At 67.8% G+C, this 26,771-nt stretch carries 28 protein-coding genes; 4 read left to right on the top strand and 24 right to left on the bottom strand.

What is annotated here, in order from left to right:
- Positions 1-90: 90 nt before the first annotated feature.
- The 11 genes from hisIE to hisS form a co-directional block, all read right to left on the bottom strand.
- A complete protein-coding gene (gene hisIE / locus ACW5IY_RS10050) occupies positions 91-711 on the bottom strand; it encodes a bifunctional phosphoribosyl-AMP cyclohydrolase/phosphoribosyl-ATP diphosphatase HisIE (protein WP_049436248.1) in 621 nt (206 codons plus the stop codon).
- The gene (hisF, locus tag ACW5IY_RS10045; RefSeq protein WP_005409431.1) at positions 701-1,477 is read right to left on the bottom strand and encodes an imidazole glycerol phosphate synthase subunit HisF; all 777 of its coding nucleotides are present in this window, start codon (positions 1,475-1,477) and stop codon (positions 701-703) included. Before hisF ends, hisIE begins: the two co-directional genes overlap by 11 nt.
- On the bottom strand, positions 1,471-2,205 hold the full coding sequence (hisA, locus tag ACW5IY_RS10040) for a 1-(5-phosphoribosyl)-5-[(5-phosphoribosylamino)methylideneamino]imidazole-4-carboxamide isomerase (protein ID WP_049436249.1): 735 nt from the start codon (positions 2,203-2,205) through the stop codon (positions 1,471-1,473). The genes hisF and hisA overlap by 7 nt, the downstream gene beginning before the upstream one ends.
- Positions 2,202-2,804 (bottom strand): imidazole glycerol phosphate synthase subunit HisH, encoded by a 603-nt coding sequence (gene hisH, locus ACW5IY_RS10035; RefSeq protein ID WP_049436250.1) that lies wholly within the window; start codon positions 2,802-2,804, stop codon positions 2,202-2,204. The genes hisA and hisH overlap by 4 nt, the downstream gene beginning before the upstream one ends.
- On the bottom strand, positions 2,801-3,874 hold the full coding sequence (gene hisB / locus ACW5IY_RS10030) for a bifunctional histidinol-phosphatase/imidazoleglycerol-phosphate dehydratase HisB (protein WP_049436252.1): 1,074 nt from the start codon (positions 3,872-3,874) through the stop codon (positions 2,801-2,803). The genes hisH and hisB overlap by 4 nt, the downstream gene beginning before the upstream one ends.
- On the bottom strand, positions 3,871-4,965 hold the full coding sequence (gene hisC, locus ACW5IY_RS10025) for a histidinol-phosphate transaminase (RefSeq protein ID WP_049436253.1): 1,095 nt from the start codon (positions 4,963-4,965) through the stop codon (positions 3,871-3,873). The genes hisB and hisC overlap by 4 nt, the downstream gene beginning before the upstream one ends.
- Positions 4,962-6,257 carry a histidinol dehydrogenase gene (gene hisD, locus ACW5IY_RS10020; RefSeq protein WP_049436254.1) on the bottom strand — a complete coding sequence of 432 codons (1,296 nt, stop codon included), beginning with the start codon at positions 6,255-6,257 and terminating at the stop codon, positions 4,962-4,964. The genes hisC and hisD overlap by 4 nt, the downstream gene beginning before the upstream one ends.
- The gene (hisG, locus tag ACW5IY_RS10015) at positions 6,254-7,165 is read right to left on the bottom strand and encodes an ATP phosphoribosyltransferase (protein ID WP_053442918.1); all 912 of its coding nucleotides are present in this window, start codon (positions 7,163-7,165) and stop codon (positions 6,254-6,256) included. The genes hisD and hisG overlap by 4 nt, the downstream gene beginning before the upstream one ends.
- A gap of 34 nt (positions 7,166-7,199) precedes the next feature.
- On the bottom strand, positions 7,200-7,508 hold the full coding sequence (locus ACW5IY_RS10010) for a YerC/YecD family TrpR-related protein (protein WP_162838414.1): 309 nt from the start codon (positions 7,506-7,508) through the stop codon (positions 7,200-7,202).
- Between the two features lie 296 nt (positions 7,509-7,804).
- Complete coding sequence (locus ACW5IY_RS10005; protein WP_049436257.1) at positions 7,805-8,098, bottom strand: hypothetical protein; 294 nt, start codon at positions 8,096-8,098, stop codon at positions 7,805-7,807.
- Positions 8,098-9,495: a histidine--tRNA ligase gene (hisS, locus tag ACW5IY_RS10000; RefSeq protein WP_049436258.1), complete on the bottom strand. Its 1,398-nt coding sequence runs from the start codon at positions 9,493-9,495 to the stop codon at positions 8,098-8,100. The genes ACW5IY_RS10005 and hisS overlap by 1 nt, the downstream gene beginning before the upstream one ends.
- Before the next feature lie 127 nt (positions 9,496-9,622).
- On the opposite strand from hisS, the gene ACW5IY_RS09995 reads away from it, so the two are divergent.
- A complete protein-coding gene (locus tag ACW5IY_RS09995) occupies positions 9,623-10,369 on the top strand; it encodes a Crp/Fnr family transcriptional regulator (protein WP_049436259.1) in 747 nt (248 codons plus the stop codon).
- A 134-nt stretch (positions 10,370-10,503) separates the two neighbouring features.
- Here ACW5IY_RS09995 and thrC read toward each other — a convergent pair whose 3' ends face one another.
- From thrC to thrA, 3 genes are read right to left on the bottom strand one after another with little or no spacing between them, the layout of a single operon-like run.
- Positions 10,504-11,793 carry a threonine synthase gene (gene thrC, locus ACW5IY_RS09990; RefSeq protein WP_049436260.1) on the bottom strand — a complete coding sequence of 430 codons (1,290 nt, stop codon included), beginning with the start codon at positions 11,791-11,793 and terminating at the stop codon, positions 10,504-10,506.
- Between the two features lie 29 nt (positions 11,794-11,822).
- The gene (locus ACW5IY_RS09985; RefSeq protein WP_049436261.1) at positions 11,823-12,737 is read right to left on the bottom strand and encodes a homoserine kinase; all 915 of its coding nucleotides are present in this window, start codon (positions 12,735-12,737) and stop codon (positions 11,823-11,825) included.
- Positions 12,734-15,238 carry a bifunctional aspartate kinase/homoserine dehydrogenase I gene (gene thrA, locus ACW5IY_RS09980; protein WP_049436263.1) on the bottom strand — a complete coding sequence of 835 codons (2,505 nt, stop codon included), beginning with the start codon at positions 15,236-15,238 and terminating at the stop codon, positions 12,734-12,736. Before thrA ends, ACW5IY_RS09985 begins: the two co-directional genes overlap by 4 nt.
- A 27-nt stretch (positions 15,239-15,265) precedes the next feature.
- Between thrA and ACW5IY_RS09975 the strand changes: the two genes are divergently transcribed.
- Positions 15,266-15,586 (top strand): hypothetical protein, encoded by a 321-nt coding sequence (locus ACW5IY_RS09975; RefSeq protein ID WP_162531803.1) that lies wholly within the window; start codon positions 15,266-15,268, stop codon positions 15,584-15,586.
- A 9-nt stretch (positions 15,587-15,595) separates the two neighbouring features.
- Here ACW5IY_RS09975 and ACW5IY_RS09970 read toward each other — a convergent pair whose 3' ends face one another.
- Both ACW5IY_RS09970 and ACW5IY_RS09965 read right to left on the bottom strand, forming a co-directional pair.
- Positions 15,596-16,546 (bottom strand): DMT family transporter, encoded by a 951-nt coding sequence (locus tag ACW5IY_RS09970; protein WP_049436264.1) that lies wholly within the window; start codon positions 16,544-16,546, stop codon positions 15,596-15,598.
- Between the two features lie 126 nt (positions 16,547-16,672).
- Positions 16,673-17,368, bottom strand: coding sequence for a helix-turn-helix transcriptional regulator (locus ACW5IY_RS09965; RefSeq protein WP_049436267.1), 696 nt, complete (start codon positions 17,366-17,368; stop codon positions 16,673-16,675).
- Positions 17,369-17,449: 81 nt separating this feature from the next.
- On the opposite strand from ACW5IY_RS09965, the gene ACW5IY_RS09960 reads away from it, so the two are divergent.
- Entirely contained in the window at positions 17,450-18,229 is a 780-nt protein-coding gene (locus ACW5IY_RS09960) for a DUF6491 family protein (RefSeq protein WP_049436269.1), read from the top strand.
- Here ACW5IY_RS09960 and ACW5IY_RS09955 read toward each other — a convergent pair.
- The 3 genes from ACW5IY_RS09955 to ACW5IY_RS09945 all read right to left on the bottom strand — a co-directional run bounded on the left by ACW5IY_RS09955 (position 18,226) and on the right by ACW5IY_RS09945 (position 20,193).
- The gene (locus tag ACW5IY_RS09955; RefSeq protein ID WP_049436270.1) at positions 18,226-19,278 is read right to left on the bottom strand and encodes a linear amide C-N hydrolase; all 1,053 of its coding nucleotides are present in this window, start codon (positions 19,276-19,278) and stop codon (positions 18,226-18,228) included. The genes ACW5IY_RS09960 and ACW5IY_RS09955 overlap by 4 nt on opposite strands.
- A gap of 67 nt (positions 19,279-19,345) precedes the next feature.
- Positions 19,346-19,759 carry a DUF6691 family protein gene (locus tag ACW5IY_RS09950; RefSeq protein ID WP_043397189.1) on the bottom strand — a complete coding sequence of 138 codons (414 nt, stop codon included), beginning with the start codon at positions 19,757-19,759 and terminating at the stop codon, positions 19,346-19,348.
- Entirely contained in the window at positions 19,756-20,193 is a 438-nt protein-coding gene (locus ACW5IY_RS09945; RefSeq protein ID WP_049436271.1) for a YeeE/YedE family protein, read from the bottom strand. The genes ACW5IY_RS09950 and ACW5IY_RS09945 overlap by 4 nt, the downstream gene beginning before the upstream one ends.
- 86 nt (positions 20,194-20,279) lie before the next feature.
- Between ACW5IY_RS09945 and ACW5IY_RS09940 the strand changes: the two genes are divergently transcribed.
- Complete coding sequence (locus ACW5IY_RS09940) at positions 20,280-20,600, top strand: ArsR/SmtB family transcription factor (protein WP_019338489.1); 321 nt, start codon at positions 20,280-20,282, stop codon at positions 20,598-20,600.
- A gap of 3 nt (positions 20,601-20,603) precedes the next feature.
- Here ACW5IY_RS09940 and ACW5IY_RS09935 read toward each other — a convergent pair whose 3' ends face one another.
- The 5 genes from ACW5IY_RS09935 to ACW5IY_RS09915 form a co-directional block, all read right to left on the bottom strand.
- Positions 20,604-21,032, bottom strand: a complete 429-nt coding sequence (locus ACW5IY_RS09935; RefSeq protein WP_010482608.1) for a BLUF domain-containing protein — start codon at positions 21,030-21,032, stop codon at positions 20,604-20,606.
- 83 nt (positions 21,033-21,115) lie between these two features.
- Entirely contained in the window at positions 21,116-22,249 is a 1,134-nt protein-coding gene (locus ACW5IY_RS09930) for a hybrid sensor histidine kinase/response regulator (RefSeq protein WP_010482609.1), read from the bottom strand.
- Positions 22,246-22,821 carry a chemotaxis protein CheB gene (locus tag ACW5IY_RS09925; protein WP_049436272.1) on the bottom strand — a complete coding sequence of 192 codons (576 nt, stop codon included), beginning with the start codon at positions 22,819-22,821 and terminating at the stop codon, positions 22,246-22,248. The genes ACW5IY_RS09930 and ACW5IY_RS09925 overlap by 4 nt, the downstream gene beginning before the upstream one ends.
- Positions 22,821-23,645, bottom strand: coding sequence for a CheR family methyltransferase (locus ACW5IY_RS09920; protein ID WP_032127427.1), 825 nt, complete (start codon positions 23,643-23,645; stop codon positions 22,821-22,823). The genes ACW5IY_RS09925 and ACW5IY_RS09920 overlap by 1 nt, the downstream gene beginning before the upstream one ends.
- Complete coding sequence (locus tag ACW5IY_RS09915; RefSeq protein WP_049436273.1) at positions 23,642-26,743, bottom strand: response regulator; 3,102 nt, start codon at positions 26,741-26,743, stop codon at positions 23,642-23,644. Before ACW5IY_RS09915 ends, ACW5IY_RS09920 begins: the two co-directional genes overlap by 4 nt.
- Between the last annotated feature and the right edge of the window lie 28 nt (positions 26,744-26,771).

The raw sequence follows: 26,771 nt of genomic DNA, 5'->3' as shown, positions 1-26,771 counted from the left end.
CGGGAAAGAAGAAGACCCTCTATTGTAGAGCCGAGCCAAGCTCAGCTGCATTGCAAAGGTGGGTGCGGACCGCTGGTCCGCACGCCTTCCTCAACGATGGCGCTTTTCCAGCACCGCCCGCGCATCCTCCAGCGACAAACCACGCGCGCGCAGCAGCACCAGCAGGTGGTACAGCAGGTCCGATGCCTCGCCCAGCAGCGCTTCATCGTCCTGCGCCACCGCCGCCAGGGCGGTCTCCACGCCCTCCTCGCCCACCTTCTGCGCGATGCGGCGGATGCCGCCCTCGAACAGGCTGGTGGTGTAGCTGCCCGGTGGCCGCTGCGCCTCGCGCATCGCCACCAGCTGGCCCAGCCCGCCCAGGAAGTCCTTCGGCGCCTGGTCGAAACAGCTCTCGGCGCCGGTATGGCAGGTCGGCCCGGCGGGACGTGCCATCACCAGCAACGTATCGGCATCGCAGTCGACGCTGATCGACTGCACCACCAGCACGTTGCCGGACTGCTCACCCTTGGTCCACAACCGTTGCTTGCTGCGGCTGAAGAAAGTCATGTGGCCGATGGCCAACGTGGCCGCCAGCGACTCTGCGCTGACATAGCCCAGCATCAGCACCTGCAGGGTATCGGCATCCTGCACCACCGCCGGCAGCAGGCCGTCGCCCTTGCCCCAGTCCAGCGCCTGCAACGCGTCCAAGGACGGCCTGATTTCAATAGACATCCCGCACCTCGATCTGCTGTCCGCGCAGGTAGCGCTTCAATTCTGGAATGGCGATGGCGCCGCTGTGGAACACGCTGGCAGCCAGCGCGCCGTCGACGTCGGCCTGGTCGAAGGCTTCGGCGAAGTGCTCCATCGCACCGGCACCGCCAGAGGCGATCAACGGTACCTGGCACAGTGCCCGCGCCTGCTGCAGTTGCACGACATCGTAGCCACGGCGCACGCCGTCGCTATCCATGCAGTTCAGCACGATCTCACCGGCGCCCCGCCGTTGCGCCTCGACAATCCAGTCCAGGGTGCGCAGTGGCACCGCCTGGGTCTTGTCCGGGTCTCCGCTGAAACGGCGCACCCGCCACTGGCCATCCGCTTCGCGCACCGAATCGACACCGACCACCACGCATTGCACGCCGAACTCGTCGGCCAGTTCTGTGATCAGTTCGGGACGGCCCAGCGCAGGCGAGTTGATCGACACCTTGTCGGCGCCGGCGAACAACACGCGACGCGCAGTTTCCACGCTGTCGATGCCACCGGCCACGCAGAACGGAATGTCGATCAGCCGCGCGATGCGCTCGATCCAGGCCACGTCCACTGAGCGCGCCTCGGGGCTGGCGCCGATGTCATAGAACACCAGCTCGTCGGCGCCCTGGTCACGGTAGCGCTGCGCCAGCTCGGCGATATCGCCCATGTCGACGTGGTCGCGGAAGCGCACGCCCTTGACCACGCGGCCATCGCGCACGTCCAGGCACGGAATGATGCGCCGGCTCAACATGCCAGTGCCTCCGCCAGGTCCATGCGCTGCTCCAGCAGCGCCTTGCCGAGGATGGCGCCGCCGCAGCCGGCGGCACGGGCCTCGGCCACATCGGCCACGTCGCGGATGCCACCGGAGGCCTGCACCGCCACACCCGGCAGCAAGCCCGACAGGTGCTGGTAGAGGCCGATGTTGGGCCCGGCCAGCATGCCGTCGCGGGCGATGTCGGTGCACAGCAGGTGGCGCATGCCGGCGCGCGCGTAGCGCTGCGCCAGCTCATCCAGGGTTACCCCGGCGTTCTCGGTCCAGCCGTGCACCGGCAGCTGCCATTGGCCCTGCGCATCCTGACGAGCGTCCAGCGCAATGGTGATGCGATCGGCGCCGAATTCCTCCAGCCAGCCGACCACTTCATCGGGACGACGCACGGCCAGCGAACCGACCACCACGCGGCCCGCGCCGGCATCGAGGATGCGCGCTACATCGGCGCGGCCGCGCACGCCACCACCGGTCTGCACCTGCAGCGGCGTCTGCGCGCGGATCGACGACAGCAGCGGTGCCAGCGTGTAGCCACCGGCGCGTGCAGCGTCCAGGTCGACCAGATGCATCCACTGCGCACCTCGCGCGGCGAAGGCCCGCGCGCGTGGCAATGGATCGTCGCCATAGGTGGTTTCCTGCGCGTAGTCGCCCTGGCGCAGCCGCACCACGCGGCCATCGCGGATATCCAGCGCGGGGTAGACGATGAAACTCATGCAGCGGTGCCCTCGAGGAAATTGCGCAGCATCAGCGAGCCGGTCTCGCCGGAGCGCTCGGGGTGGAACTGTGCGCCGTAGTAACGCCCCTGCTCCACCACGGCAGTGAACAGGCCACCGTGGTCGCAGGCAGCGACGGTGTGGGTATTGAGCGGCGCCGCATAGCTGTGCACGAAGTAGGCGCTGGCGCGCTCCGGTACACCGCGCAGCAGCAGCGATTCGCGCAGCGGCAGCAGCCGGTTCCAGCCCATGTGCGGCACGCGGATGCCGCAGGCCGGCACCAGCTTGCGCACCACGCCGGGAATCAGCCCCAGTGTCTCCACGCCCGCTTCCTCGGAGCGTTCGAACAGCAGCTGCATGCCGAGGCAGATACCCATCAGCGGCACCTCCAGTCGCTGCAGCGGCTCGACCAGGCCTTGCGCGTGCAGGCGCTGCATGCCTGGACCAGCCGCACCGACGCCGGGCAGGATCACCCGCTGCGCGCCGGCCAGCCCATCGGCATCGCGCACCAGCCGAACGCTTGCGCCGAGGCGTTCAAGCGCATAGCGCACCGAACCAAGATTGGCACCACCCGCGTCGATCAGCGCGACGTCGCTCACAACGCCCCCTTGGTGGAAGGCAGCGCGGTGCCCTGCCGGGCCAACGCTGGACGCAGCGCACGCGCCAGCGCCTTGAAGCAGGCCTCGACCTTGTGGTGATCGTTGTCACCGCGCACCTGCAGGTTGAGGTTCAGGCCGCTGGCATCGCACAGCGAACGGAAGAAGTGCGGCACCAGCTCGGTCGGCATGTCGCCCACCCGCTCGCGCTTGAACTCACCCTCGAACACGAAGTACGGCCGGCCGCTGAAATCCAGTGCCGCGCTGGCCAGGGTCTCGTCCATCGGCAGGGTGAAACCGTAGCGACCAATGCCGCGCTTGTCGCCCAGCGCCTCGCGCAGGGCCTGGCCCAATGCGAGCCCGGTGTCTTCGATGGTGTGGTGCTCGTCAATGTGCAGGTCACCCTCGGCCTGGATGTCCAGCGCGAAGCCACCATGCTTGCCGATCTGTTCAAGCATGTGGTCGAAGAACGGCAGGCCGGTGGAGATGCGTGCATCGCCGGCACGATCCAGGTCCAGCTCAACGCGGATCTTCGTTTCCTTGGTATTGCGCTGGACTACTGCGGTGCGTGGCGCGTCGGCCAGCGCGTGGGCGATGCCCGGCCAGTCCCACTCGCCACCGAACTGCTCGGTGCGCAGCTGGAAACCGCGGATGTTGAGGTTGTCGGCAAACTGCAGATCGGTGATGCGGTCACCGACCATGCCCGAGCGCGCCCAGTCGATGCTGCGATCCTGCAGGTAGGCGGTCATCAGGCCGATGCCCGGCTTGCGGGTCGGCGCATTGTCCTGTGGCCAGCTGCAATCGATCAGCACGTCACGGAAGGTAATGCCCTGGCTCTCAAAGATCTGCAGCATCAGATCATTGGGGCCATCGAAGCTGGCGCGCGGGTAGCTGTCGCTGCCGAGGCCATCCTGGTTGGTGACGATCACGAACTGGTAGCCGGCATCCCGCAGCTTCAGCAGCGCCGGGATCACCTGCGGCACGAAGCGCAGCTTCTCGTAGGCATCGATCTGGAAATCGGACGGCTCCTCGATGAGGGTGCCGTCGCGGTCGATGAACAGGATCGGGGTCATGCTGCGGCCCTCCGCGCCGACAGGGCCGCAAGCACGCGGTCGTTCTCTTCGGGGCTGCCGATGCTGATGCGCAGGGCATCGCCCAGTTGCGGCGCGGCGCGCTGATCGCGCACCACCACGCCAGCAGCCAGCAGCGTATCGAACGCGGCCTGGGCATCCGAGAAGCGGACCAGCAGGTAGTTGCCGGACGAGCGGTACACGCGACGAACGCCGGGCAGGCCGGGCAGCGACGCGAACAGGCGTTCGCGCTCGGCGATGACCGTGGCCACGCGCTCAGCAGTGCGTGCCAGCGCGGCCGGCTGCAGTGCCTGCACGGCCAGGTCCGCGCATGGGGTCGGCACGGGGTACGGTGCTTGGCAGCGGCGCAGCACGGCAATCAGCTCCGGTGCGGCGATAAGGGTGCCGATTCGGGCCGCGGCCAGCGCGTGCGCCTTCGACAGCGTACGCAGCACGGCGACGTTGGCATGCGCGGTCAGCAGCGTGGTTGCCGACGGGCGTTGTGCGTACTCAACATAGGCCTCGTCGACCACTACCAGCGCCTGCCCGCGCAGAGCAGTGGCCACCCGCTCGATCTCGTCCAGGCCGATATCGCTGCCGGCCGGGTTGGACGGTGCGCACAGGAAGACCAGCTTGGCGTTGCGCGACTTGGCCGTATCGATCACCGCATCCAGATCCGCACGCAAACCGTCTTCGGTATCCACCAGCGGCACTTCAAGCAGTGCGGCGCCCTGCAGGCGTGCACAGACCGCGTACATGCCGAACACCGGCGGTGTGACCAGCACGCCATCGCGGCCCGGCACGCACAGCGCGCGCACCAGCAGATCAATGGCTTCGTCGCTGCCGCGACCGATCAGCAGCTGCTGTGGCGTCACGCCGTACAGCGCCGCCAGTCCCTCGCGCAATGCCAACGGCTGCGGTTCGGGATAGCGCCGGCTGCTGCCTGCGGCATCAGCGGGATTGGCCCAGGCCGACTCATTGGCGTTCAACCAGACCTCGCCCTGCACCGCCGCACTGCGCGCCGAGCTGTAGCCGGCGAAGGCCTGCAGATCCGGGCGCACCAGTGCCAGCACGTCATCAATGGCGGCGCTCATGCGGCGGCCTCCATGCGCAGGGCAACCGCACGTTCGTGCGCGTCCAGGCCTTCAGCGCTGGCGATGATGCGTGCGCAGCCGCCGATTGCCGCCAGGCCGGCGGCGCTGGCGCTCTGCACGCTGATCAGGTTCTGGAAGCTGGCCACGCTGACACCACTGTAGGCACGCGCGGCACCGGCGGTGGGTAGCACGTGGTTGGTGCCGCTGCAGTAGTCGCCCAGTGCTTCGGGGGTGTAATCCCCCAGGAACACCGAGCCGGCCGCCTGCACCTTGTCCAGCCACGCGCGCGGGTCGCGCAGGGCCAGGATCAGGTGCTCGGGCGCATAGCGGTTGCTGATCGCGAAGGCTTCGTCCAGCGAATCGACCTGGATCAGGCGCGAGGCCGACAACGCCTGGCGCGCGATCTGCTGGCGCGGCAGCAGGGCCACCTGGCGCTCCACTTCGGCCTCGACCGCCGCCAGCATCGCGGCATCGTCGGTCAGCAGCAGCACCTGCGAATCCGGGCCGTGCTCGGCCTGAGACAGCAGGTCGGCGGCCACGAAGGCCGGATTGGCGCCGGCATCGGCAATCACCAGCACCTCCGAAGGACCCGCCGGCATGTCGATGGCGGCGGCGCCGTCCTGTGCCACCTGCTGTTTGGCTTCGGTCACGAAGCTGTTGCCGGGCCCGAACAGCTTGTCGCAGGCCGGAATGCTGGCCGTGCCGTAAGCCATGGCCGCGACGGCCTGCGCGCCGCCCAGCTTGAATACACGCTGCACGCCGGTCAGGCGCGCGGCCACCAGCACCGCCGGATCCGCGCTGCCATCGGCGCGCGGCGGCGTGCACAAGACCACCTGCGGGCAACCAGCCAACCGTGCCGGCACACCCAGCATCAGCGCGGTGGACGGCAGCGGCGCACTGCCGGCCGGTACGTACAGGCCGACCCGGCCGATCGGCCGCAGCATGCGTTCGCAGACCACGCCCGGTGCGGTCTCCACGGCATAGCCCTTGCCCATGCCAGCCTCATGGAAGCGCGTGATGCGCTCGGCAGCTTCGACCATCGCCTGGCGCAGTTCGGCCGGCACCGCCGCTTCGGCGGCCGCGAACTCGGCTTCGGACACTTCAAAGGAGACCAGCTCGACACCATCGAAACGTGCGGTGATCGCACGCAGCGCGTCGTCGCCCTGCCCGCGCACTTGGGCGATCAGCGTAGCCACCGCGTCACGGGTCTGTTGCGCCACGGTCTGCACCGGGCGGGTCAATGCCGCGCTGCGCGCGGCCTCATCAAGTCGGGACCAGATCAGACGGTTCATGCCAGCGACCGCTCCACGCTCAACACCATCAGGCCCTGCGCGCCAGCGCGCTCCAGTTCTTCCATGCGCTGCCAGCTCAACGGGCCGGGGCACATGGTCTGCAAGCGCAGCGCGCCGCCATCGGCCGGCAGCCGCACCAGCGGCTCGGCATCGGCCAGCAGTTGCGACAGCGCGTCGACGCGATCCTCGCTGGCGCGGAACATCAGCAGCTTGCGGTCCTGGCGCTGCACCACGCCGTCCAGGCGGCGCAGCAGCATCGCGCGCAGCGACGCGCGAGCGTCATCCGGCACGCGCACCGCGCCAGCCAGCACCGCCTCGCTGTCGAGCAGGTTGTGCACCGGGGTCAACTGGTTGGCGCGCAGCGTGGCGCCGCTGGAGACCAGGTCGCAGATCAGGTCGGCGGTACCCAGGCGCGGCGCGATTTCCACCGACCCGGACAGCTCGACCACCTGCGCATCCACGCCCTGCTCATCCAGCCACTGCTTGAGGATGGCCGGGTAACTGGTGGCGATGCGGGTGCCGGCCAGCTGCGCCGGGCCCTGCCACTGCCATTCCTCGGGCACCGCCAGCATCAGCCGGCACTGGCCGAAGCCCAGCCCGCGCAGCGCCTGGTAGGCATCGGGCAGGCCGATCTGGCGACGCGCCGCGGCCTGCTCATCCAGTTCATTGCGGCCAACGATGCCGAGGTCGCAGACGCCGTCGGCGATCAGGCCGGGAATATCGTCGTCGCGCACCAGCAACAGATCCACCGGCAGCGATTCGCCGTAGCAGAACAGCTTGTCGCGGCTCTCGCGCCAGCTCAGGCCACAGGCGCTGAGCAGGTTGCGGGCGGGCTCGGCCAGCCGGCCACTCTTCTGGATGGCGATACGCAACCGGTCTCGTGCCGGCGCTGCCTGGGTTGCACTCATGGGGGAGGTCTCGAAGTTCGGAACGGGGCGCGGATCAGCGCGAAGCAAGGCGGTCGATGGCAGCGGCATAGCCTCGATGGCCATGCTCGAGCGTGCGTGCCACTCGCCCGGTGGTGGTCACGCTGACGCCGGTGCGCTCGTGGATCTCGCGATACGGCACGCCCTGCTGCAGCAGCGGCACCACCTTCCAGCGGTCGGCCATGGCTTCCAGCTCGGCCGGCGTGCACAGGTCGCGCAGGAACGCTTCCACCTGCTCCGGCTCGCGCAGGGCAGCAAAGGCCTGGGCCAGGGCTTGCAGGTCGGCCTTCGGGTCTTTGGCGGCAATGTCGGGGCGGGCTTTCACGGGGTCGTTTCCATGCATCAATGTAATAGCGCGTTAGTACATTAGCGCATTCTTGCGCAGTGCGTCAAATCGAGGGTCGAGGGGGCCGCAGGGCTGCCGCCCTGCACCCGCCAAGAGCGAGAGCAAAAGCAAATGCTGATGTCCTGAGCGTTGGCCGCGATCTGTCAGAACAGCGTGGATCGGATCGGAACCGGCTTTTGTAGAGTCGAGCCATGCTCGACTGCGCTTCGTCCGGAAACGCAGAACGCCCACCAAAGGGCGGGCGTTCTGCTTTCAAATCAACAATCTGGCCCAACTCAAGGCAGGCAACGCAGCTCGGCCTGCAGCGCACCGCGCCGCAGGCATTCGCCGAACAGGCTGCCCTTCCGGCTTGGCAGGGACTGGATGTTCTCCAACGCCCCTGCGCCCGCCGGGCACTTCCGCAAAGCCAGGGCCTGCAGGTCATCCTCCAGCTGCGCGCGGTCGATCACGTGGCAGCGATCAACCTGCAGCCGGTAGTGCGCTGGACCGATCCGCGCACTGTGCAGCGCCGGGTCGCTCTGACAGCCCGCCAACAGGAGCACGCTCAGCGCCCCTGCGGCGGCCCGCATCACGCCATCGCCCTGGACTGCTCCAGCTCCACCTGCAGGGTGCTGGCCAGCTCGTCACGGGAAACTTCGAACTGCTGCTCGCGCAGCAGGTCCTTCACCGCCACCACGCCGCGCGCCAGTTCGTCCTCACCGGCCAGCACCACGAAGCGGATGCCCGCCTTGGCCGCGTACTGGAACTGCTTGCCGATCTTCTTCGGCTCCATCTGCACTTCGGTGTTGATGCCACCGGCGCGCAGGCGGCGCGCGATGTCCAGCGACTGCGGCATGCCCTGCTCGTCCATCAGTGCTACCAGCGCCTGCACGCTGCTGCCTTCGATGCCCTCGATCAGGCCAGCTTCGCGCAGCTGCCAGAACAGGCGCGACAGGCCGATGGAGATGCCCACGCCCGGCAGCTTCGACTTGCTGTAGTGGCTGGCCAGGTCTTCGTAGCGGCCGCCCGAGCAGATCGAGCCGATCTGCGGGTGATCGGTCAGCGTGGTCTCGTAGACCGTGCCGGTGTAGTAGTCCAGGCCGCGCGCAATAGAGAAGTTCAGGCAGTACGCGGTTTCCGGCACGCCCAGCGCCTGCACCAGCTGCAGTACTTCGCGCAGTTCGGCAACACCGGTACGCAGGATCTCCGAAGAACCGGCGTCGGCTTCAAGCGTGGCCAGCTGCGCCAGCGCATCGGCATGACCCTGCGAACGCACGGCCACGAATGCCAGGATCTTCTCGACCTGCTCGGCCGGAATCTCGAAGCCCTCGCCCACCAGCGTCTCGCGCACGTAATCGGCACCGCGCTTGTCCAGCTTGTCCACTTCGCGCAGTACCGCCAGCTGGCGCTCGCCTTCGGCCACGCCCAGGCTCTCGAAGAAACCGCGCATCAGCTTGCGGTTGTTCAGCTGGATGCTGAAATCACCAATGCGCAGCTCCGAGAACACCGCGTGGATGACCGCCAGCACTTCGGCGTCGTAACGTACGCTCAGGCTGTCCTTGCCGATCACGTCGATGTCGCACTGGTAGAACTCGCGGAAACGACCGCGCTGGGCACGCTCGCCGCGGTACACGCGCTGCATCTGGTAGCGGCGGAACGGGAAGGTCAGTTCGTGTTCGTGCTCGGCCACGTAGCGCGCCAGCGGCACGGTGAGGTCGAAGCGCAGCGCCATCTCCGGCAGCGAACGGTCACCCGATTCGGCGGCATTGGCCAACGCACCGGTGGACTGCACGAAGTACACCTGGCGCTCAGTCTCGCCGCCGGACTTGGTCAGCAGCACGTCGGACAGCTCGAACACCGGCGTCTCCACCGGCAGGAACCCGAAGCGCTCGTAGTTGCGGCGGATGACGTCCAGCATGCGCTGGAACGCAATCTGCTCGCGCGGCAGCAGCTCAAGGGTGCCGGGCGGGGTACGGGGCTTGATCACGGGCGGAACTCCTGCTGGAACGGGACGTGGGAGGGGGCGACATTCTAGCGCCCCCGCCTCGGGCAGGGTCGAACGGCCGCTTGAAGTATCATAAGGCCCTCCCCCGCCCGCGATACGCCCACGCAACATGTCCCGGCCTTCCGGCGCTCCGCCCGCCACCAACGATCCCGCCTCGCCGTCCTGCGCCACGCTGGACTGCCTGCACTGCTCGGTTCGCCACCTTGCGGTGTGCTCGGCGCTGTCGCCCGATGAAGTGCAGGCGCTGGAGCAGGTCACCGTCTCGCAGCAGGTCAGCATGGGCAGCACGCTGGCCCGCACCGGTGAAGAGCGCGACCATGTCTATACATTGACCGGCGGCGCACTGCGCCTGGTACGCACCCTGGCCGACGGCCGGCGCCAGATCAACGGCTTCGTGCTGCCCGGCGACTACCTGGGCCTGAGCGGCAGCGACCACCATCGCTACGACATCGAGGCCATCGCCGACAGCCGCGTCTGCCGCGTCGCGCTGCCGCAGATGAAGGCACTGCGCAGCCGCTTTCCGCACCTGGAGCGCAAGCTGCTGCAGCGCGCCTGCCAGGAACTGGATGCCGCACAGGATGCCGCGCTGGCACTGGCACGCCTGCAGCCAGCCGAGAAGCTGGCCGATTTCCTGCTGCGCCTGGCCGCACGCGAGGCCAAGCTGGGCGGCGACGGCCTGCGCGTGTCGCTGCCGATGGGCCGTGGCGATATCGCCGACCACCTGGGCCTGACCATGGAAACGGTCAGCCGCACCTTCACCAAGCTGCGCCAGCAGGGGCTGATCGCCCTGCCCCACCTGAACGTGGTGGAGATCCTTGACGAGGACGGGCTGCGCACGCTGGCGGGTGAAGGTTGATCTGAGGGTTTCGCAGTTCATGGGGTTGCCGGCCAGCGGCCGGCACTACCCGTGTTGCGCGAAGGGCATTGTAGAGTCGAGCCATGCTCGACTCATCGCGCCGTGCGCGAACAGCAGCCGAGCATGGCGCGGCTCTACATGAGAGCCAACACATCACGCAACGCCGCGTAATCGGCCGCCAATGGCTCGGCGTGCGCCGGTCGCTGCAACAGCGCATCCAACGTCGGCGGCACCGCCACCGGGCCACCGATCAAGGGCTCGACCACAGCCTCGAACTTGGCCGGATGGGCGGTAGCCACCACCGCCCAGTCACCCTTGGCACCACGCGCGCGCAGGTCCTGCAGCACCTTAACCGCCGTCGCCGTATGCGGGCAGAACAGCTCGCCACTGCTGGCGTGCGCAGCCGCAATCGTGGCGCGGATGGTCACGTCGTCCACCGCGAACGCACGGAACGCAGCGCGCAGCTCGGCGTCATCGCCGTGGTAGAGCCAGCGCAGGCGCTCGAAGTTGCTTGGCGCCCCTACGTCCATTGCATTTGCAACGGTGGCCACGCTGGCCTGCGGCTGGTAGTCGCCACCATTGAAGTACGCCGGCAGTACCGCATTGGCATTGGTGGCCAGCACGATCTGCCCGATCGGCACGCCCAGCGTGCGCGCCAGCACGGCCGCCATCGCGTTGCCAAGATTGCCGGTCGGCACCACCAGGTTGAGCCGGCGACGGGTGTCAGCGTGATGGGTCAGTGCCGCATGCGCGTAATAACTCATCTGCGGCAGCAGGCGGCCGAGACTGATGCTGTTGGCCGAACTCAACGGCACCTGCGCCTGCAGTTCGCGGTCAGCCAGCGCCTGCTTGACCATCGCCTGGCAGTCGTCGAAGGCACCGGCCACGCGCAGCGCCTGGATGTTGTCGCCGAAGCAGCCGAGCTGATGCGCCTGCCGTGGTGACACGCGGCCATCCGGATACAGCACCACCACGCGCACGCCGGGCTGGCGATGGAACGCCGCCGCCACCGCGGCACCGGTATCGCCGGAGGTGGCGACGACGATCGTCAGGTCGCGATCCTGGCCAGCCTGCAGCCGCGACAGCGTACCGGCCAAGAAGCGCGCACCGATATCCTTGAACGCCGCCGTCGGCCCATGGAACAGCTCCAGCACATGGTCACCGCCGCCCAGTGGACGCAGCGGTACCGGAAAGTCGAACGCCTCGCGGCAGATCGATGGCAGCGCTGCCTCCAGAGCATCGCCTGCAAAGAACGGTGCCAGCAGATCGGCGGCGGTATCGGCCAGCGTTGCGCCGGCCTGCAGCTCACGTGGCGCCGGCAGCACCTGCGGAACATACAGCCCACCATCGGGCGCCAATCCTGCAGCGATCGCCGCGCTGAGGCCAACAGCCGGGGACTGGCCGCGTGTCGAGACAAATTGCATGGGTTGGGTATCCAGTAAAGGGGAAGGATTCAGCACAAGCGGGCTCCCGGTGCATCCAGCGGCGACACCCAGGCATCGCTGTCGAAACCGGCGGCGGCGAATGCCGCCTGCACCGGTGCGGCAGCGGCGCGGGCCTGGTCGGCGTCCTCGAACCAGGCGAAGACGCTGGGGCCCGCGCCCGAAATGCCCGCGCCCATCGCATGCGCAGACAGCGCCGCATCGCGTGCGGCCTCGAAGCCCGCAATCAGGCCGGCGCGGCGCGGCTCCACCAGCACATCACGCAGGCCAGCACGGACCAGCGCGGCGTCGCTGCGATGGCAGCCGCTGAGTACCAGCGCGAGGTTCGCACTCTGTGCCACGAATTCACCCAGCGCATAGCTGCCCTGCAGCGCCTGGCGTGCGCGGCGTGTTTCCAGCACCGCGTGCGGATGCACCAGCAGGCTGTGCCAGGTAGCCGGTACCGGAATCGGCAGCAGGCGGTCGGCCGTGCACAGCGCAAGCCCGCCCAGCAGCAATGGCCCCACGTTGTCACCGTGACGGCCACCACTTGCCACCGCCTCGCCATCCAGCGCAAACGGATACAGCGCCTCGCGCGTCAGCGGCGCATCCAGTAGTGCATTGGCGGCAACCAGCGCAGCGACGCACGACGCTGCCGAACCGCCCATGCCGGAACCGAATGGAATGCCCTTGTCGATCTCCACCGCGAATCCGAAGTCCAGCGCCAGCCCTGCGCGCAGCGACATCAGCGCAGCACCTGCGGTGTTTCCAGCCGCATCCAGTGGCAGCTCGACGACACTGCCGCGAATCGCATCGATGCGCACCATCGGCTCATCGATGCGGCGCACGCTCACGGTATCGCCAACTCCGGCAACGGCATGACCAAGAATGTCGAAGCCCACCGCCACGTTGGCCACCGAGGCAGGCGCGAACGCACGTGCGATCACAGGCGCGCTCCTTCGCCGGCGGCCACCCGCAGCAGGTCGGCGAACACACCGGCCGCTGTGACTTCCGGGCCCGCCCCCGGCCCCTGCACCACCAACGGATTGTCGCAGTAACGGCGGGTACGGAACTGCACCACGTTGTCGGTCAGCCGCAGATTGGCGAAGGCGTGATCGGCGGGCAGTTCCTGCAGGCCCACCGAGGCGCCGTCGGCACCCAGCTGTGCCACGTAGCGCAGCACCGAGCCACGCGCCCGCGCGTCCTGCAGACGCTGAAGCAGGCTGGCATCGGACTCGCCCAGCCGCGCCATGAAGTCATCCACGCTGCCGTCGCGCAGCAGCGCCGGCACCAGGCTTTCCACCTGTACCTGTTCCAGGCTGAGTGCGTGGCCGGCTTCGCGGGCAAGGATCACCAGCTTGCGCGCCACGTCCACACCGGACAGATCATCACGCGGGTCCGGTTCGGTGTAGCCCATCGACCGCGCCTGCGCCACCAACTGCGAGAACGGCTGGCTGCCGTCGAAACGATTGAACAGCCAGGCCAGCGTGCCGGAGAAAATGCCTTCAATCGCCAGCACCTCGTCACCGGTATCGACCAGATCGCGCAGCGTGGTGATCACCGGTAGGCCCGCGCCTACCGTGGCTTCGTAGCGGAAGCGCGCACCACTGGCCGCCGCGGCGGCGCGGATGCGCTGGTAACGCGGCAGCGGACCGGCGCCAGCCTGTTTGTTCGGGGTAACCACGTGGATGCCGGCCGCCAGCCAGCCCTCGTAACGCTCAGCCACCTCGGCGCTGCCGCTGCAGTCGATCACCACCGCATGCGGCAGGTGCGCGGCCAGCAGGTGTTCGGTGAAGCGATCCAGATCACTGGATTCGCCCACGTCCCGCAGCGCTTCGCGCCAGTCTGCATGCAGGCCATCCACTTCAAGCCGCATGCGCGAACGCGAGGCCAGCGCGCGCAGGCGCAGATCCACATTGGCCTTGGCCAGCAGCTGCGGGCGGGCGGCCAGCAGCTGGTCCAGCAGTGCGGCACCGACATTGCCCGGCCCGATCACACCCACCGCGAAGGTCTGCGGCGACAGCCAGAAACCGGCATGCGCCGCGCGCAGCGCACGGGTCGCATCGGCGCTGTCCACCGCCACCGAGATGTTGCGTTCGGACGAACCCTGTGCGATCGCCAGGATGTTCACCTGCGCACGCCCCAGTGCCTCGAACAGGCGTGCGGCCACACCCGGCTGGCCGGCCATGCCGTCACCCACCGCCGCCAATACGCTGACGCCCTCATTGACCTGCACGCGCTGCACCTGCCCGACCGACAGTTCATGCGCGAACGCGTGCAGCAGCGCCTCGCGGCCACGTGTCGCTTCGGCAGCACGCACCACGCAGCAGATCGAATGCTCCGACGACCCCTGCGAGATCATCACCACCGACACCTGTGCCTGGCGGAGGGCCGCGAACACGCGCTCGGCGGTACCGGGCACGCCGATCAGACCCGTGCCTTCCAGGTTCAGCAGGGACAGCCCGGGGCTCAGGGTCAGGCCCTTCACCGGTCCACGCGGCGAGCGTTCGGCACTGATACGCGTACCCGGATGCGCGGGCTGGAACGTATTGCGGATGAAGATCGGCAGCCCGAGACGGATCGCCGGCGACATGGTCTGCGGGTGCACCACCTTGGCACCGAAGTAGGCCAGTTCGCAGGCTTCGTCGTAGCTCAGCGATTCCAGCTGCACGGCTTCAGGCACCAGCCGCGGGTCGGCCGACAGCACGCCATCGACGTCGGTCCAGATGTGCAGTTCATCGGCATTGAACAGCGCAGCAAAGATCGCACCGGAGTAGTCGCTGCCGTTGCGGCCGAGCGTGGTGATGCGGTCATCGCGATCACGTGCGACGAATCCGGTGGCAACCAGGCGCGACTGTGGATGCTGCAGGCGCCACTTGGCAAGGCGATCAGCACTGGCCTCCCAGTCGACATCCACGCCCAGTTCGCCATGCCCGACGACCAGTACCTCGCGCGCATCGAGCACCGCACAGTCTTCTCCCACTGCACGCAGGTGGGTACCAAGCAGCTGCGCGGAGAACACTTCGCCCAGCCCCTGCACGCGGTCCAGAACCTCGCGCGGCAGCTCGCCGATCACCGCCAGCGCGGCCAGCACTTCGGCCAGCTGCTCGAAGCGGGCGTCGATCCATTCGACCGTCTCGCCCACCTGCTCGCCCAACAGCGCCACGGCAGCGCCGCGATGTCGCGCGCGCAGCGCATGCCAGGCTTCACGCCAGCCTTCATCACCTTTGGCCGCCAGCTCTGCCAGCTCGATCAGCGCGTCGGTAACGCCCTTCATCGCCGAGACGACAGTGACCTGCAGCGATTCGGGACGGGCCAGCAGCAGGCCGGCAACATGGCGGTAACGTTCGGCATCGGCCACCGAGGTGCCACCGAACTTGTGCACGACAATGGACGGTGCAGCCAGGTCGGCCGGGGCAACGGGATGAGCGGGGGCGTAGGAAGACATGCAGACCTCGGTAGGAGGCCCCGTCGCATGCAGGTGTCGAGTTTCCCCGCCACCTGTATGGTGCGGGGCCGTGGTTTTCGGGAGTTACACGAAGACGACGGGCCGCACCAGGGCAGTGGTGACGGTGGTGGTGGTAATGGTGGTGGTGGCGACCGGCGCAGTCGAACGGCCCGCAGTAGCGGGGGCGATCAGGCTGGCGTGGGCGGCATCAAGAACCATGGCGTACAGAAAACACTGCGCGCCGGGCGGCTGTCAAGTGCTGCGATGCAAAAATCCGCTGCGGCGATCATCGGCCAACGTGCCGACATTTGGTTGCATCTGAGACCAAGGCGGCATCAGCAGGCTTGACGAGCGCATTCAGCCGGCATGTTCGGCGATCGCCCGCGGTGTGCGGTGGGCATGCGCACACAGCATCACGCCGGCTACCAGGAACACGATTGCCAGCGCCTCCAGCAACGTCGGCCAGCGCTGCTGCCAGGCGAAGGCATACAGCAACGCAAACAGCGTCTCGAACACGATCATCTGGCCGGTCAGCGTCAGTGGCAGCAGGCGGCTGGCACGGTTCCAGAACGCATTGCCGAGGATCGAGGCCACCACTGCCACACCGGCGCTGATCGCCCAGAAACCACTCCACTGTGCCGCTGTGTGCCCGCCGGTGTGACCGATGAAGGCCATCGGCACCAGCAGCAGGGCCAGGCCGCCGGTGGTCACCCCGGTCAGCAGCGACCAGTCGTGGCTGGACAGATCCGGTCGGCGCGCCAGCCAGCGGCTGTTGCCGATCGAGTACAACGCCCATGAGAACAGTGCGCCGAATGCACACAGCAGGCCGATCACGCGTTGCCGCCACGGGGTTGCCAGGTGCTCGGACATCAGTGCTTCCCAGCCAACCAGTGCCACGCCCAACACGCACAGCCCAAGTGCCGGCAACAGCTGCTTCAGTGGCACCGCGCCCTGCTCGCGCACGCCGACCAAGGTGACCATCACCGGGATCAGGCCAACGATCAGCGACGCGGCGGCACCGCCTGCCCACTGCACCGCCGTCGCCAGCAGCAGGAAGTACACCAGGTTCCCGGCCAGGCTCAGCCACAGCAGGCCGATCCATTCGGCGCGGCCCAGCCGCGGCGCCAGCCGCTTCCATCGCGGCAGCAGCAGGGCTACGGCGATCAGGCCGTAGACCAGATAGCGACCGGCCGACAGTTGCAGGGCGTTGAACGACTGCAGCACGGCGGGCGCGAGGAAAACCACGCCCCACAGCGCGCCGGCGGCAACGCCATTGGCGATGCCCAGGGCCATCGGGTTGTTGCGCATTCGGGTTCTTCGGGGGAGAGAACGGGCCGCGCAGTGTAAGCGCTGGCCGGTGGGCGCTCTTGACCCAGGCTACTGCCATGACCGGCTGCACGTGCGGGAAGCCGAGCGTGGGCTCGGCTCTACAACTCAGCCGGCGCTCCTGCGCCACGCGGCCGGGGTCTGGCCACACTCGCGGCGCAGCGCGCGGGTCAGTGCGCTCTGCTCGGAATAGCCTGCGGCCAGCGCGATATCGCTGATCGGCGCCGTGCTGGTGCGCAACCGATGCTTGGCCCAGCGCAACCGGCACGCACTGAGCCAGGCTTGCGGGCTGAGCCCGAACTCCTGCTGGAACAGCGCGTGCAACCGGCTCTCGCTGACCCCGACGAACGCAGCCATGCGCGCCACCGGCCACGCCTGCCCGGGATCGGCCTGCACCGCCGCACACAGGCCCTGCATGCGCGCGCCACTGCCAGCAGGTGCAAATACCTGCAGCAACTGCGGCAGCAGCGGCGGCATCGGCTGCCCTGCCTGCACCTCGGCCAGGCGCCGACGCAATGCCAGCGGCAGATGCAGCCAGCGCTGCCGGCACAGATGCTCCTGCGTGCCGTCATCGAGCACGCCCGGAGGACAGTCAACGATCACGAACCCATTGGGACCGTCAGCCATCTGGTCATGCGCTTCGCCGGCAGCAACGAAAGCTCCCTGCAGTAGGTCCAGCCGACCGCCGCGCCCCTCCATCTCGAAGTGCAGCTCACCCTGCAGCGGCAGCACCCACTGCGCGTAGTCATGGCGGTCCAGGCCAGTGGCCTGCCCGTAGTGCCGCAGATGGAAGATGGCGCCCATCCGTGCAGTGTGCGCGTGTAACAACGGCCGTGCAAACCGCTGCTATAGTCGATCCGTCATCCAACGCAGGGAGTGCAGGACATGACCCATCAGCAGGTGTCCCTGGTGCTCGCCACCAGCCTCGGCCTGATGCTCGCAGCTTCGGCCTCCGCACAGGAGCGTACACCACCGGCTCCGCACTGCATGGACGCTGTCGGCGTACAGGAAGTGGAGCAGGCATCACCGCGCTCGATCGCACTGCGCGCCGCCTCCGGCCAGGCCTATCGGATCGACTTCAACGAAGATTGTCCCGGCGTCCGCGGTGCCACCTCGTTGAAGCTGGAAGCCCCCGCCGGCTGGGCCTGCGGCCGCCCCAGCGAACGCGTCGTGGTCGACGGCCGCCGATGCGCCATCAGCGCGGTCACCCCGCTGCAGGATCGTGACTACGCCAGCGTCGCCCGCGACAGCGACCGCCTGCGCACGGCCACCCTGCCCGCCGTGACCATCCGCGAACGCAAGGAGGTACGCCGCAGCTTCGGCGGCTCGCCGTCCTACTGCTTTGCCACGCGCAACGTGCGCGCCTGGTCCTCCGACCCGCAGGGCATGCTGGTGGAGACCAATCCGCACCGTAATGGTGGCCATCGCTACTACCGGGTCGAACTCGGCAGCCATTGCCGCCAGCTCGATCGTGCGCCACAGCTCAGCTTCCACTCCGGCCTGCAGAATGGCCTGATCTGCGGCAATCCCGGCGACCGGGTCACGACCGCCGGGTTCGAAGCAGGCGACCTGCGCCATGACGGGATCGCGCCGCTGCCGCAGTACACCCGCGGCAGCTGCACGATCCAGGCGGTCTACCCGGCCTCCAGCCAGGCGTCGAACTAACCGTCGACGCCGAGGAAGGTGAACGGTGCGCTGGGCACGAAGTGGCCCAGTGCATCGCCAGCGAAGGTATTGCGCTGGTCCGGGCCGAGATCGAGCTTGAGTACCTTGCCACCGAAATCGACCTTGTTCAGGTCGACCCAGAACGTGTTCGGGGTCAGCGCCGACTCGAAGAAGTACAGCCGTCGCTTGTGGTCAGCCACGGTGCGCCAGCGTGTGGATGAGATGTTCGGCTCGCCCGGCGTGGTGATGCCATACGGCACCGAGGTGTTGCGGATCACGCTGAACACACTGGCCAGCGCCACCACCGGATCCTCGGCCTTGGGAATGGCGTTGATGTAGAACGAGGCGCGCGCGAAACGGTCAGCGGAGCGGTTGGTACCCGGCAGCATCACCGTGCCGCCGATCTGCTGCCAGTAACTGTTGAGGGCCAGCTGCTGCTCGAAGATCGGCGAGTTGGTCATCACCTGATAGCGCCGGTCATGGTGGATCACCTGGCGACCGCCGATGTACTCGACGATGGCGCTGTCGCCGGTGGCATCGGACAGCGACAGGTGCAGCGTCGCCTGTCGATCTTCGCCGGGCACCTTGTCGGTGACGATCGCGTACGGCTCGCGTTTCAACGCGGTGACCGCCTCTTCCACGGTGGCGAAGTTGTCCAGCACATACTGCGCCCACAGCGAGATGGCCAGGCCCGGCTTGTTGCCTCGCTGCTGCGGATACTCCGACTCGACCAGCCACAGCAGGTTGGCCACCAGGCCCTTTTCGTTCATGCCATCGGTGGTCGATACGTCGTAGCCGGTGGCCACCACCGAACCGTAGCGCGCGGTCCACGCCAGCGACTTCGGGCCAGCCTGGCCGCTGCGTGCGATACCGCGCGGCAGCACGTAGAGATTGGTCGCCACATCGACCTTCCAGTCCATCGAGCGCGCGGTGATCACATCGCCGTTGTCGCCCAGGTACACCGCACGCGTGCAGGCCAGCGCTGGTGCCGCTGCGGCGGCCAGTGCGACCGCAAGCAGTGCCTTTTCCTTCCACTTCATCCGTGCCATGTTGTTGCGCTCCTTTCCCCGTGATCCATGGATATGACCCCATGCAGGGTGACACAGCGGTGAAGCCTCAGCGGACCGCGCGATCGTGCAGCCAGAAACCTGCAAGCATCGCCGGCACGAACCACAGCGCCTCGCGCGATCCCACCGCCAGCCCGGCGATGGCAGGGCCCGGGCAATAGCCTGCCCAGCCCCAGCCGATGCCGAACAACGCCGCGCCCAGCACCAGGCGCAGATCGACACCGCGCGCAGCGGGCAATTGGAAGCGCGTTGCGCAGGACGGACGCGCGCGCCGCAGCACCCAGCGCTGGCCAACCGCGCTGACCAGCAGTGCAGAGGCCAGCACCCAGGCCAAGGTGGGATCGAAATCGCCGGCGATGTCGAGGAAACCGAGGATGCGGCGCGGATCGGTCATGCCGGCCAACGCCAGGCCTGCGCCGAAAAGCGCGCCTGCCGCACCGGCGGCCACCATCGCGCGGCTCATGCCAAGCCTCCGCCGTGACGGATCAGGAACGTGGTCAGCATCGCGCAGGCCATGAACACCAGCACCGCCAGCAGCGACCGCTTTGAGCCGCGGGCCAGGCCGCAGACCCCGTGACCACTGGTGCAGCCATTGCCCAACCGCGTACCGAAGCCGACCAGCAGGCCGGCACCGACCAGCTGCCACGCCGGCAAGGCATCACGCAGCAGGGCGCGGGGCGCTTGCCCTGGCGCGGCCTGCCACCACAGCACCAACCCTGCAGCAGCCAGCAGGCCAAGCAGGAACGCCCAGCGCCAACCTCGCTCACCTGGCGCGGCACGCACACTGCCAGCAGCGATGCCACTGATGCCGGCCACCCGGCCCGTGGTTGCCAGCAGCACCACCGCCGCCGCACCGATCACCGCGCCCCCCGCCACCGCGGCCCACGGCAGGGTCATGACCTGCCTCCGCCCATTCCGTACATTCGCTTGCCTTTTGATTTAGCTTTTTCTAAATTAGCTTTTTCTAAATCAACAGGTCAACCATGGCCCGCCCCCCGCTCGACAGCGCCGCCATGGCCGAGCACGCCTCGCAGGCTGCAGCCCTGCTCAAGAGCCTGGCCCATCCTGCGCGGCTGCGCGTGCTATGCCGCCTGGTCGAAGGTGAGGCGCCGGTGCCGGAACTGCAGGCACTGACCGGACTCAGCGCATCAGCGCTGTCACAGCATCTGGCGGTGCTGCGCGAACTGGACATCGTCGCGACCCGGCGCGAAGCGCAGGCGATCCACTACCGCGTGATTGAAGGGCCCGCACTGGGCGTGCTGCAGGCGCTGCATGCCGCCTACTGCGGCGGCACCTCGCGTTGACGCTCAGCCGGCGTGCAGGACTGGCTGCACGACGTTGTCGAGCAGATCCACCGGCGTCGGCGCGGAACGATCACCCTGGAGAGCACGGGTAAAACCCGACCAGTCGCTGGATGACAGCTGGCGCAGCAGCGCCTCTTCCACCGGCAACGCGCGCATCGACCAGTACGGAAACTGGCGCTGGCCGAGGCGGCCGCGCGCCAGCTCGATGATGTCGACATGGCTGCCGGCCTGCAGGATGCGCTCATAGACCGAATCGATACCGTCCGGCGGCCCCTCGATGTACTGCAGGAATCGCCCGCCGTCATGCAGCAGCACACCGGTCACGCCCGCCATCTTGTTGAAGCGGGCTGCATCGTCGACCAGCGCCCGCAACCGTTCAGCGGAAAGATCCGGCAGCGCCTGGCTGACATAGGCGATGGCACGCAGTGGCATGGTGCTTCCTTGACAGGATGTACACCCACGGTAGCAGTTGCGGACGAGTCCGTCTCAACACCCGCGGGCGTTTCCTGAAGAATTCAGGTTGCTGCTGCAGGCAGCCCCTCGACGCGCCTCGGCAGCAGGGCTTCGAAGACCACCTGCCCGGCCTCGTTGCGCGCGGCGATACGCCCCCCATGCGCGCGCACGAACTGATCGACGATGTACAGACCCAGCCCCAGGCCCTTGCTCTGGTGGAAGCTGGCCTTGAACGGCTCGAACAACCGCGGCAGCAGCGCGTCGTCGATCCGGCCGGCGTTGCTCACACGCAACAGCACGCTGCGGGGGTCGCGCCCGTCCACCTCCACCCTCGCCTCGCTGCCGTGGGTCAGCGCATTACCGACCAGATTGGCGGCAACCTGGCCGAGACGGTCCAGATCGCCCTGCAGCCGCGTATCACCGTGCATGTCCAGATGGATCCGGCCTGCCCCATGCGCACTGCCCGCCTCAGCCACCACCGCGCGGGTCACGTCGGCCAGGTCGCAGGCACTGGCCTGCAGGCGCAGGCCGCCGCTGCGGATCCGCGAGAAGTCCAGCAACTGCTCGACCATGCGTGCCATGCGCAGGGTGCTGGCCTCCAGGTACTGCAGCGTCTGCTGCGCGCCAGTGTTGTCTTCGGGAAGATCCAGCGCCAGCTTGTCGGCACACAGCAGGATGGCCGACAGCGGCGTACGCAGGTCGTGGGTCAGCACCGCTGCCATCGTCTCGTTGAGCTTGAGCGCACGCTCCAGCGCCTCGTTGCGCGCCTTCAGCAGCTGCCGCTGCTGGTACAGCTCGATGAAGACATTGACCTTGCTCAGGATTACCTGCGGCGCCACCGGCTTGTGCAGGAAATCGACCGCGCCGCTCTCGTAGCCCTTGAACACGCGCAGGGGATCATCCGGGGAGGCGGTCAGGAAGATGATCGGCACGTCGCGGCTGCGATGCGAACCGCGCATCAGTTCGGCCAGGGTGAAGCCATCGATCTCCGGCATGTGCACGTCAAGCAGGGCCAATGCAACCTCGTGCTCGAGCAGCAGCTCCAGCGCCTGCGCACCCGAGCCGGCCAGCAGCAGGTTGACCCCTTCTCGCTGCAGCAGGGCCTGCATGGCTACCAGGTTCTGCGGCACGTCATCGACGATCAGCAGGTTGACCGGGGTCTGCGGCTGCGCAGGGTCCGGTGGCAACAGGTTCATGCAAACAACTCCTTCAGGCGGCGACACATCAGTTCAAGGGGCAGCACGGCATCGGCGCCGGCATGCTGCAGGGCGGAAGCCGGCATCATCGACGCCTCGGCCTCCTCGGGACATTGCAGCCAGGCACGGCCACCGGCGGCGCGCACCGCAGCCACGCCTTCACTGCCATCGCTGCTGGCACCGGTCAGCAGCAGGGCCAATACCTGCCCGCCGAACACTGCAGCAGCGGAGTCGAACAGTGGATCGATGGCCGGACGGGAAAACAGCACCGGCGCATCCACCGACAACGCCACCGACCCCTCGTCCTCCACCAGCAGGTGGTAATCCGGAGGCGCGAACGTGACCGTACCCGGCCGCAACGGCTGCTTGTCTTCGGCTTCGCGCACCGGCAACGCGCAGTACGGCGCCAGCACCTCGGCGATGCGGCTGGTACGGTCACGCGGCAGGTGCAGCACGGCCAGTACCGGTACCGGCAGCGTGCCCGGCAGTGCACCAAGCACCGCCTGCAGGGCGGCCACGCCACCGGCGGACGCGCCGATCACCAGCACGGCTGGACGCGCCTGCAGCGTCATCAGGCCACCTTCCGGTACAGGCGATGCTCACGCGAACAGACTTCGAAGGCGTCATGGTGGCACCCGAACTGCAGCGACTCCTTGCTGCCCAGGCCAAGGAAGCCTCGATGCACCAGCGCCTCACGGAACAGGCCCACCGCGCGGTCCTGCAGATCGCGGTTGAAATAGATCAGCACATTGCGGCACGACACCAGGTGCACTTCGGAGAACACGGTATCGGTGGCCAGGCTGTGGTCGGCGAACACCACGTTGCGGCGCAGCTGGCGGTCGAACACCGCACCGTCGTACGCCGTGGCGTAATAGTCGGACAGCGACGCCGTGCCGCCGGCCGCCAGATAGTTGCGGCTGAACTGGGCCATCCGGTCAATGCCATAGGCACCCGCCTCGGCAGTGGCCAGCGCGGCCGGATTGATGTCGGTGGCATAGACGATGCTGCGATCAAGCAAGCCTTCCTCGTGCAGCAGGATCGCCAGCGACCACACTTCCTCGCCGGTGCTGCAACCGGCCACCCACAACTTCACCGAGGGATAGGTGCGCAGTACCGGCACCACCTGCTCGCGCAGCTCACGGAAGTACGCGGGGTCACGGAACATCTCCGAGACCTGCACGGTGAAGAACTGCATGGCCTGGGCGAACAGTTCCGGCTCGTGCAGCAGCCGGTACTGCAGGTCGACCAGCCGTTCGCACTCATAGCGCTGCATCGCCTGACGCATGCGCCGGCGCAGCGATGACACCGCATAACTGCGGAAATCGTAGTGGTAACGCTGGTACAGCGCCTCCAGCAGGACCTTCAGTTCCAGGTCGAACAGGGCCTGTTCGTTCATTGCCGCGAGCACCAGACCCGGCACAGCGAGACCAGCTTGTCGACGTCGATGGGCTTGGCGATGTAGTCGTTGGCACCGGCCTGCAGGCAGCGCTCACGATCATCGGGCATCGCCTTGGCGGTCAGCGCGATGATCGGCAGGTCCTGCAGGTGACGCTGCGCGCGGATCTCGCGCATCGCGGCCAGGCCATCCTTCTCCGGCATCATGATGTCCATCAGCACCAGGTCGACGTCGCGCTCGGCCAGGCGATCCACCGCTTCCTGGCCGTTGCGCGCGATCTCCAGCGTCACGCCCAGCGGCTCGAGCACGCTGGACAGCGCGAAGATGTTGCGCACGTCATCCTCGGCCAGCAGCACGGTGCGTCCATCGAGCACGGTGTCGCGACGGCGCGCCTCGCGCAGCAGGCGCTGCTGGTCGGTCGGCAGGCTGGCCTCGACGCTGTGCAGGAACAGGGTCACTTCATCCAGCAGGCGCTCAGGCGAACGGGCGCCCTTGATGATGATGCTCTTTGAATAGCGGCGCAGGCGCTGCTCTTCCTCGCGGCCGAGCGCGCGACCGGTATAGACGATCACCGGCGGGAAGCCGACGTCATCGTTGCCGGCCATGTGCTCGAGCAGGTCGTAGCCGCTGCCGTCGGGCAGCGACAGGTCCATCACCATGCAGTCGAACGTGACCGTGCTGAGCTGCTCCAGCGCACCGGCCAGAGTGCCCACCGCGACAATCTGCAGCTGATCACGGCCCAGCAGCAGTTCCAGGTTGTGGCGCAGCTCACTGTCGTCCTCGACGATCAGCAGACGCCGCACGTCGCGCTGGCTGGTCTGCTCCAGCTGCTCGATGGCCGACACCAGACGCTCGCGCGTGGTCGGCTTGATCGCGAAACCAATCGCGCCCAGCTCGCGCGCCACCTGGCTGCGGTCCATCGCCGAGACCACGTGCACCGGGATATGCCGGGTATCGGGGTTGCGCTTCAGCCGCTCCAGCACGCTCAGGCCGGACACGTCCGGCAAGCCGATATCGAGCAGGATGCCGTTCGGGCGCAGTTCGCTGGCCAGGGTCAGCGCCTCTTCGGCGGTTCCGGCCACCACGCAGTCAAAGTCCAGTTCATGGGCCAGGGCCACCAGCGCTTCGGCGAACGTGGCGTCGTCCTCAACGGCCAGGATCAAGCGGCCAGCGCGTTGGCGACGACCGCGGTCATCGGCCACGCTGGGCACCGTCGTGGTCGGCGCCACCGCAGCCGTTGCAGGTACCGGCATCGCCGGCACAGCGGCCATGGCCGGCGCCGCCACGGGCGCCACGGAGTTGTCAGTGGCGTTCGATGCGGGCGCACCCTGCAACGGCAGTTCCAGGATGAAGCAGCTGCCGCGGCCCGGTTCACTGTCGACCTGGATGCTGCCGCCCATGCGCTCGGCCAGATCGCGCGAGATCGACAGCCCCAGGCCGGTGCCACCGTAGCGGCGGCGGGTGCTGCCATCGGCCTGGCGGAATGCCTCGAAGATGACCTGCAGCTGCTCTCGGGCAATGCCGATACCGCTGTCGCAGACCTCGAACCGGATGCGGCCCTGGCCGCCCGCACGCACGTGCAGGCTGACCTTTCCATGCTCGGTGAACTTCACCGCATTGGCCAGCAGGTTCTTCAGGATCTGCTGCAGGCGCTGGCTGTCGACCACCAGCTGGCTCGGCGCCAGCGCATCGGCCTCGATCTGCAGCACCAGGCCCTTCTGCCGCGCCATCGGCTCGAAGGTCTCGCGCAGGCGCTGCAGCACGCTGTCCGTCACCACCACTTCATCGGCCAGCTCGACGTGGCCGGCCTCGATGCGCGACAGGTCCAGGATGTCGTTGATCAACGCCAGCAGGTCGTTGTTGGACGAAAGGATCGCGCGCGCATACTTCACCTGTTCTTCGGTGAGCGTGCCGTCCTTGTTGTCGGCCAGCAGCTTGGCCAGGATCAGCGAGCTGTTCAGCGGCGTGCGTAGCTCGTGCGACATATTGGCCAGGAATTCGGACTTGTAGCGCGAGGTAGCGGCCAGCTCGTTGCTGTTGCGCACCAGCTGGCTCTGCGCGACCAGCAGCGCCTGCTTCTGCGCCTCCAGCTCGTGGGTTCGCTCTTCCAGCTGGACGTTGCTCTGTTCCAGCTCGGCCTGCTGTTCTTCCAGATGGCTCTGCGACTGCAGCAGGCTGCGGCTCTGCTCTTCCAGTTCCTCATTGGCCACGCGCAGCTCTTCCTGCTGGGCCTGCAGTTCCTCGCCCTGGCGCTGCGACTCTTCCAGCAGAACAACCAGCTGCGCGCGCAGCAGGGAGGCCCGCAGCGCCATGCCGATGGTCTCTGAACATCGCTCCAGCAGCTCGACATCGAGTCGATCCTGTTCGCCGGCACGGGTGCGTCCCAGCTCAATGATGCCCACGACCGCACCATCGCTGCTGATCGGCGCCAGGATGCGCTCGCGCACCGGCAAGCGCCCCAGGCTGGTCTGAAGTTCAAGCACCGCATCGTCGCCCCCGTGCAGGTGGCGGATGCGTTCATCCCGCGCCACCTGCCCGGCCACGCCCTCCTGCAATGCCAGCGACGCCGGCATGCCGGACGGCAATGCCAGCCCGCCGGTCAGCTGCAGCCGCCCGCCTTCCAGGCGGTAGACGGCGGCGACATCCGCCTGCAGCTGGGCCCCCAGGCTGGTTGCCGCGGCCTCGGCGATCTGCTCCGGACCCAGGTCACCGCGCAGGCTCATCGCCACCGCGTTCTCGGCTTGCTGCAGCCACAGCGCCCGCATCGCTTCGCGCCGCGCCTGGATGGCGCGGGAGACGATCAACGCGATCATCAGGAACGCACAGCCACCGATGCTTCGGTTGACGAACGAGAACGCCGAGTTGGAGCTGGCCGGAGCGACGTTGTAGCCAATGATCAACAGGACGCAGGCGACGACGGCCACGATGAACGGCGCGCGCGCACTGCGCTGGAACAGCGTGACGCCAACAGCGAGGAAGTACGCCAGCCAAACGGCATAGCCCAGCGGAACCACCAGTTCCAACGCGATGGTCGCTGCCAGCAGTACGGCGGAGGTCATCCAGATCCAGCGGTCACGCGTAGTCGCACCAGGACGCATGCAGGTCGGTTCCAGAACACAGAGGGTG

The sequence above is a fragment of the Stenotrophomonas sp. C-A genome (assembly GCF_054030835.1).
This window is presented reverse-complemented; position numbering and strand designations above follow the sequence as displayed.

Coding starts and splice junctions, on each gene's coding strand:
- ACW5IY_RS09930 (WP_010482609.1), bottom strand. CDS start 22,249: ATGAACCTGTTGCCACCGGACCCTGCGCAGCCGCAGACCCCGGTCAAC.
- thrC (WP_049436260.1), bottom strand. CDS start 11,793: ATGCAATTTGTCTCGACACGCGGCCAGTCCCCGGCTGTTGGCCTCAGC.
- ACW5IY_RS09945 (WP_049436271.1), bottom strand. CDS start 20,193: ATGACCCTGCCGTGGGCCGCGGTGGCGGGGGGCGCGGTGATCGGTGCG.
- hisIE (WP_049436248.1), bottom strand. CDS start 711: ATGTCTATTGAAATCAGGCCGTCCTTGGACGCGTTGCAGGCGCTGGAC.
- ACW5IY_RS09940 (WP_019338489.1), top strand. CDS start 20,280: ATGGCCCGCCCCCCGCTCGACAGCGCCGCCATGGCCGAGCACGCCTCG.
- ACW5IY_RS10005 (WP_049436257.1), bottom strand. CDS start 8,098: ATGCGGGCCGCCGCAGGGGCGCTGAGCGTGCTCCTGTTGGCGGGCTGT.
- hisA (WP_049436249.1), bottom strand. CDS start 2,205: ATGAGTTTCATCGTCTACCCCGCGCTGGATATCCGCGATGGCCGCGTG.
- ACW5IY_RS09975 (WP_162531803.1), top strand. CDS start 15,266: ATGCAGGTGTCGAGTTTCCCCGCCACCTGTATGGTGCGGGGCCGTGGT.
- hisD (WP_049436254.1), bottom strand. CDS start 6,257: ATGAACCGTCTGATCTGGTCCCGACTTGATGAGGCCGCGCGCAGCGCG.
- ACW5IY_RS09970 (WP_049436264.1), bottom strand. CDS start 16,546: ATGCGCAACAACCCGATGGCCCTGGGCATCGCCAATGGCGTTGCCGCC.
- ACW5IY_RS09950 (WP_043397189.1), bottom strand. CDS start 19,759: ATGAGCCGCGCGATGGTGGCCGCCGGTGCGGCAGGCGCGCTTTTCGGC.
- ACW5IY_RS09960 (WP_049436269.1), top strand. CDS start 17,450: ATGACCCATCAGCAGGTGTCCCTGGTGCTCGCCACCAGCCTCGGCCTG.
- ACW5IY_RS09915 (WP_049436273.1), bottom strand. CDS start 26,743: ATGCGTCCTGGTGCGACTACGCGTGACCGCTGGATCTGGATGACCTCC.
- ACW5IY_RS09995 (WP_049436259.1), top strand. CDS start 9,623: ATGTCCCGGCCTTCCGGCGCTCCGCCCGCCACCAACGATCCCGCCTCG.
- ACW5IY_RS09925 (WP_049436272.1), bottom strand. CDS start 22,821: ATGACGCTGCAGGCGCGTCCAGCCGTGCTGGTGATCGGCGCGTCCGCC.
- hisC (WP_049436253.1), bottom strand. CDS start 4,965: ATGAGCGCCGCCATTGATGACGTGCTGGCACTGGTGCGCCCGGATCTG.
- hisB (WP_049436252.1), bottom strand. CDS start 3,874: ATGACCCCGATCCTGTTCATCGACCGCGACGGCACCCTCATCGAGGAG.
- ACW5IY_RS09920 (WP_032127427.1), bottom strand. CDS start 23,645: ATGAACGAACAGGCCCTGTTCGACCTGGAACTGAAGGTCCTGCTGGAG.
- hisF (WP_005409431.1), bottom strand. CDS start 1,477: ATGTTGAGCCGGCGCATCATTCCGTGCCTGGACGTGCGCGATGGCCGC.
- ACW5IY_RS09955 (WP_049436270.1), bottom strand. CDS start 19,278: ATGGCACGGATGAAGTGGAAGGAAAAGGCACTGCTTGCGGTCGCACTG.
- hisG (WP_053442918.1), bottom strand. CDS start 7,165: ATGAGTGCAACCCAGGCAGCGCCGGCACGAGACCGGTTGCGTATCGCC.
- thrA (WP_049436263.1), bottom strand. CDS start 15,238: ATGTCTTCCTACGCCCCCGCTCATCCCGTTGCCCCGGCCGACCTGGCT.
- ACW5IY_RS09965 (WP_049436267.1), bottom strand. CDS start 17,368: ATGGGCGCCATCTTCCATCTGCGGCACTACGGGCAGGCCACTGGCCTG.
- ACW5IY_RS09935 (WP_010482608.1), bottom strand. CDS start 21,032: ATGCCACTGCGTGCCATCGCCTATGTCAGCCAGGCGCTGCCGGATCTT.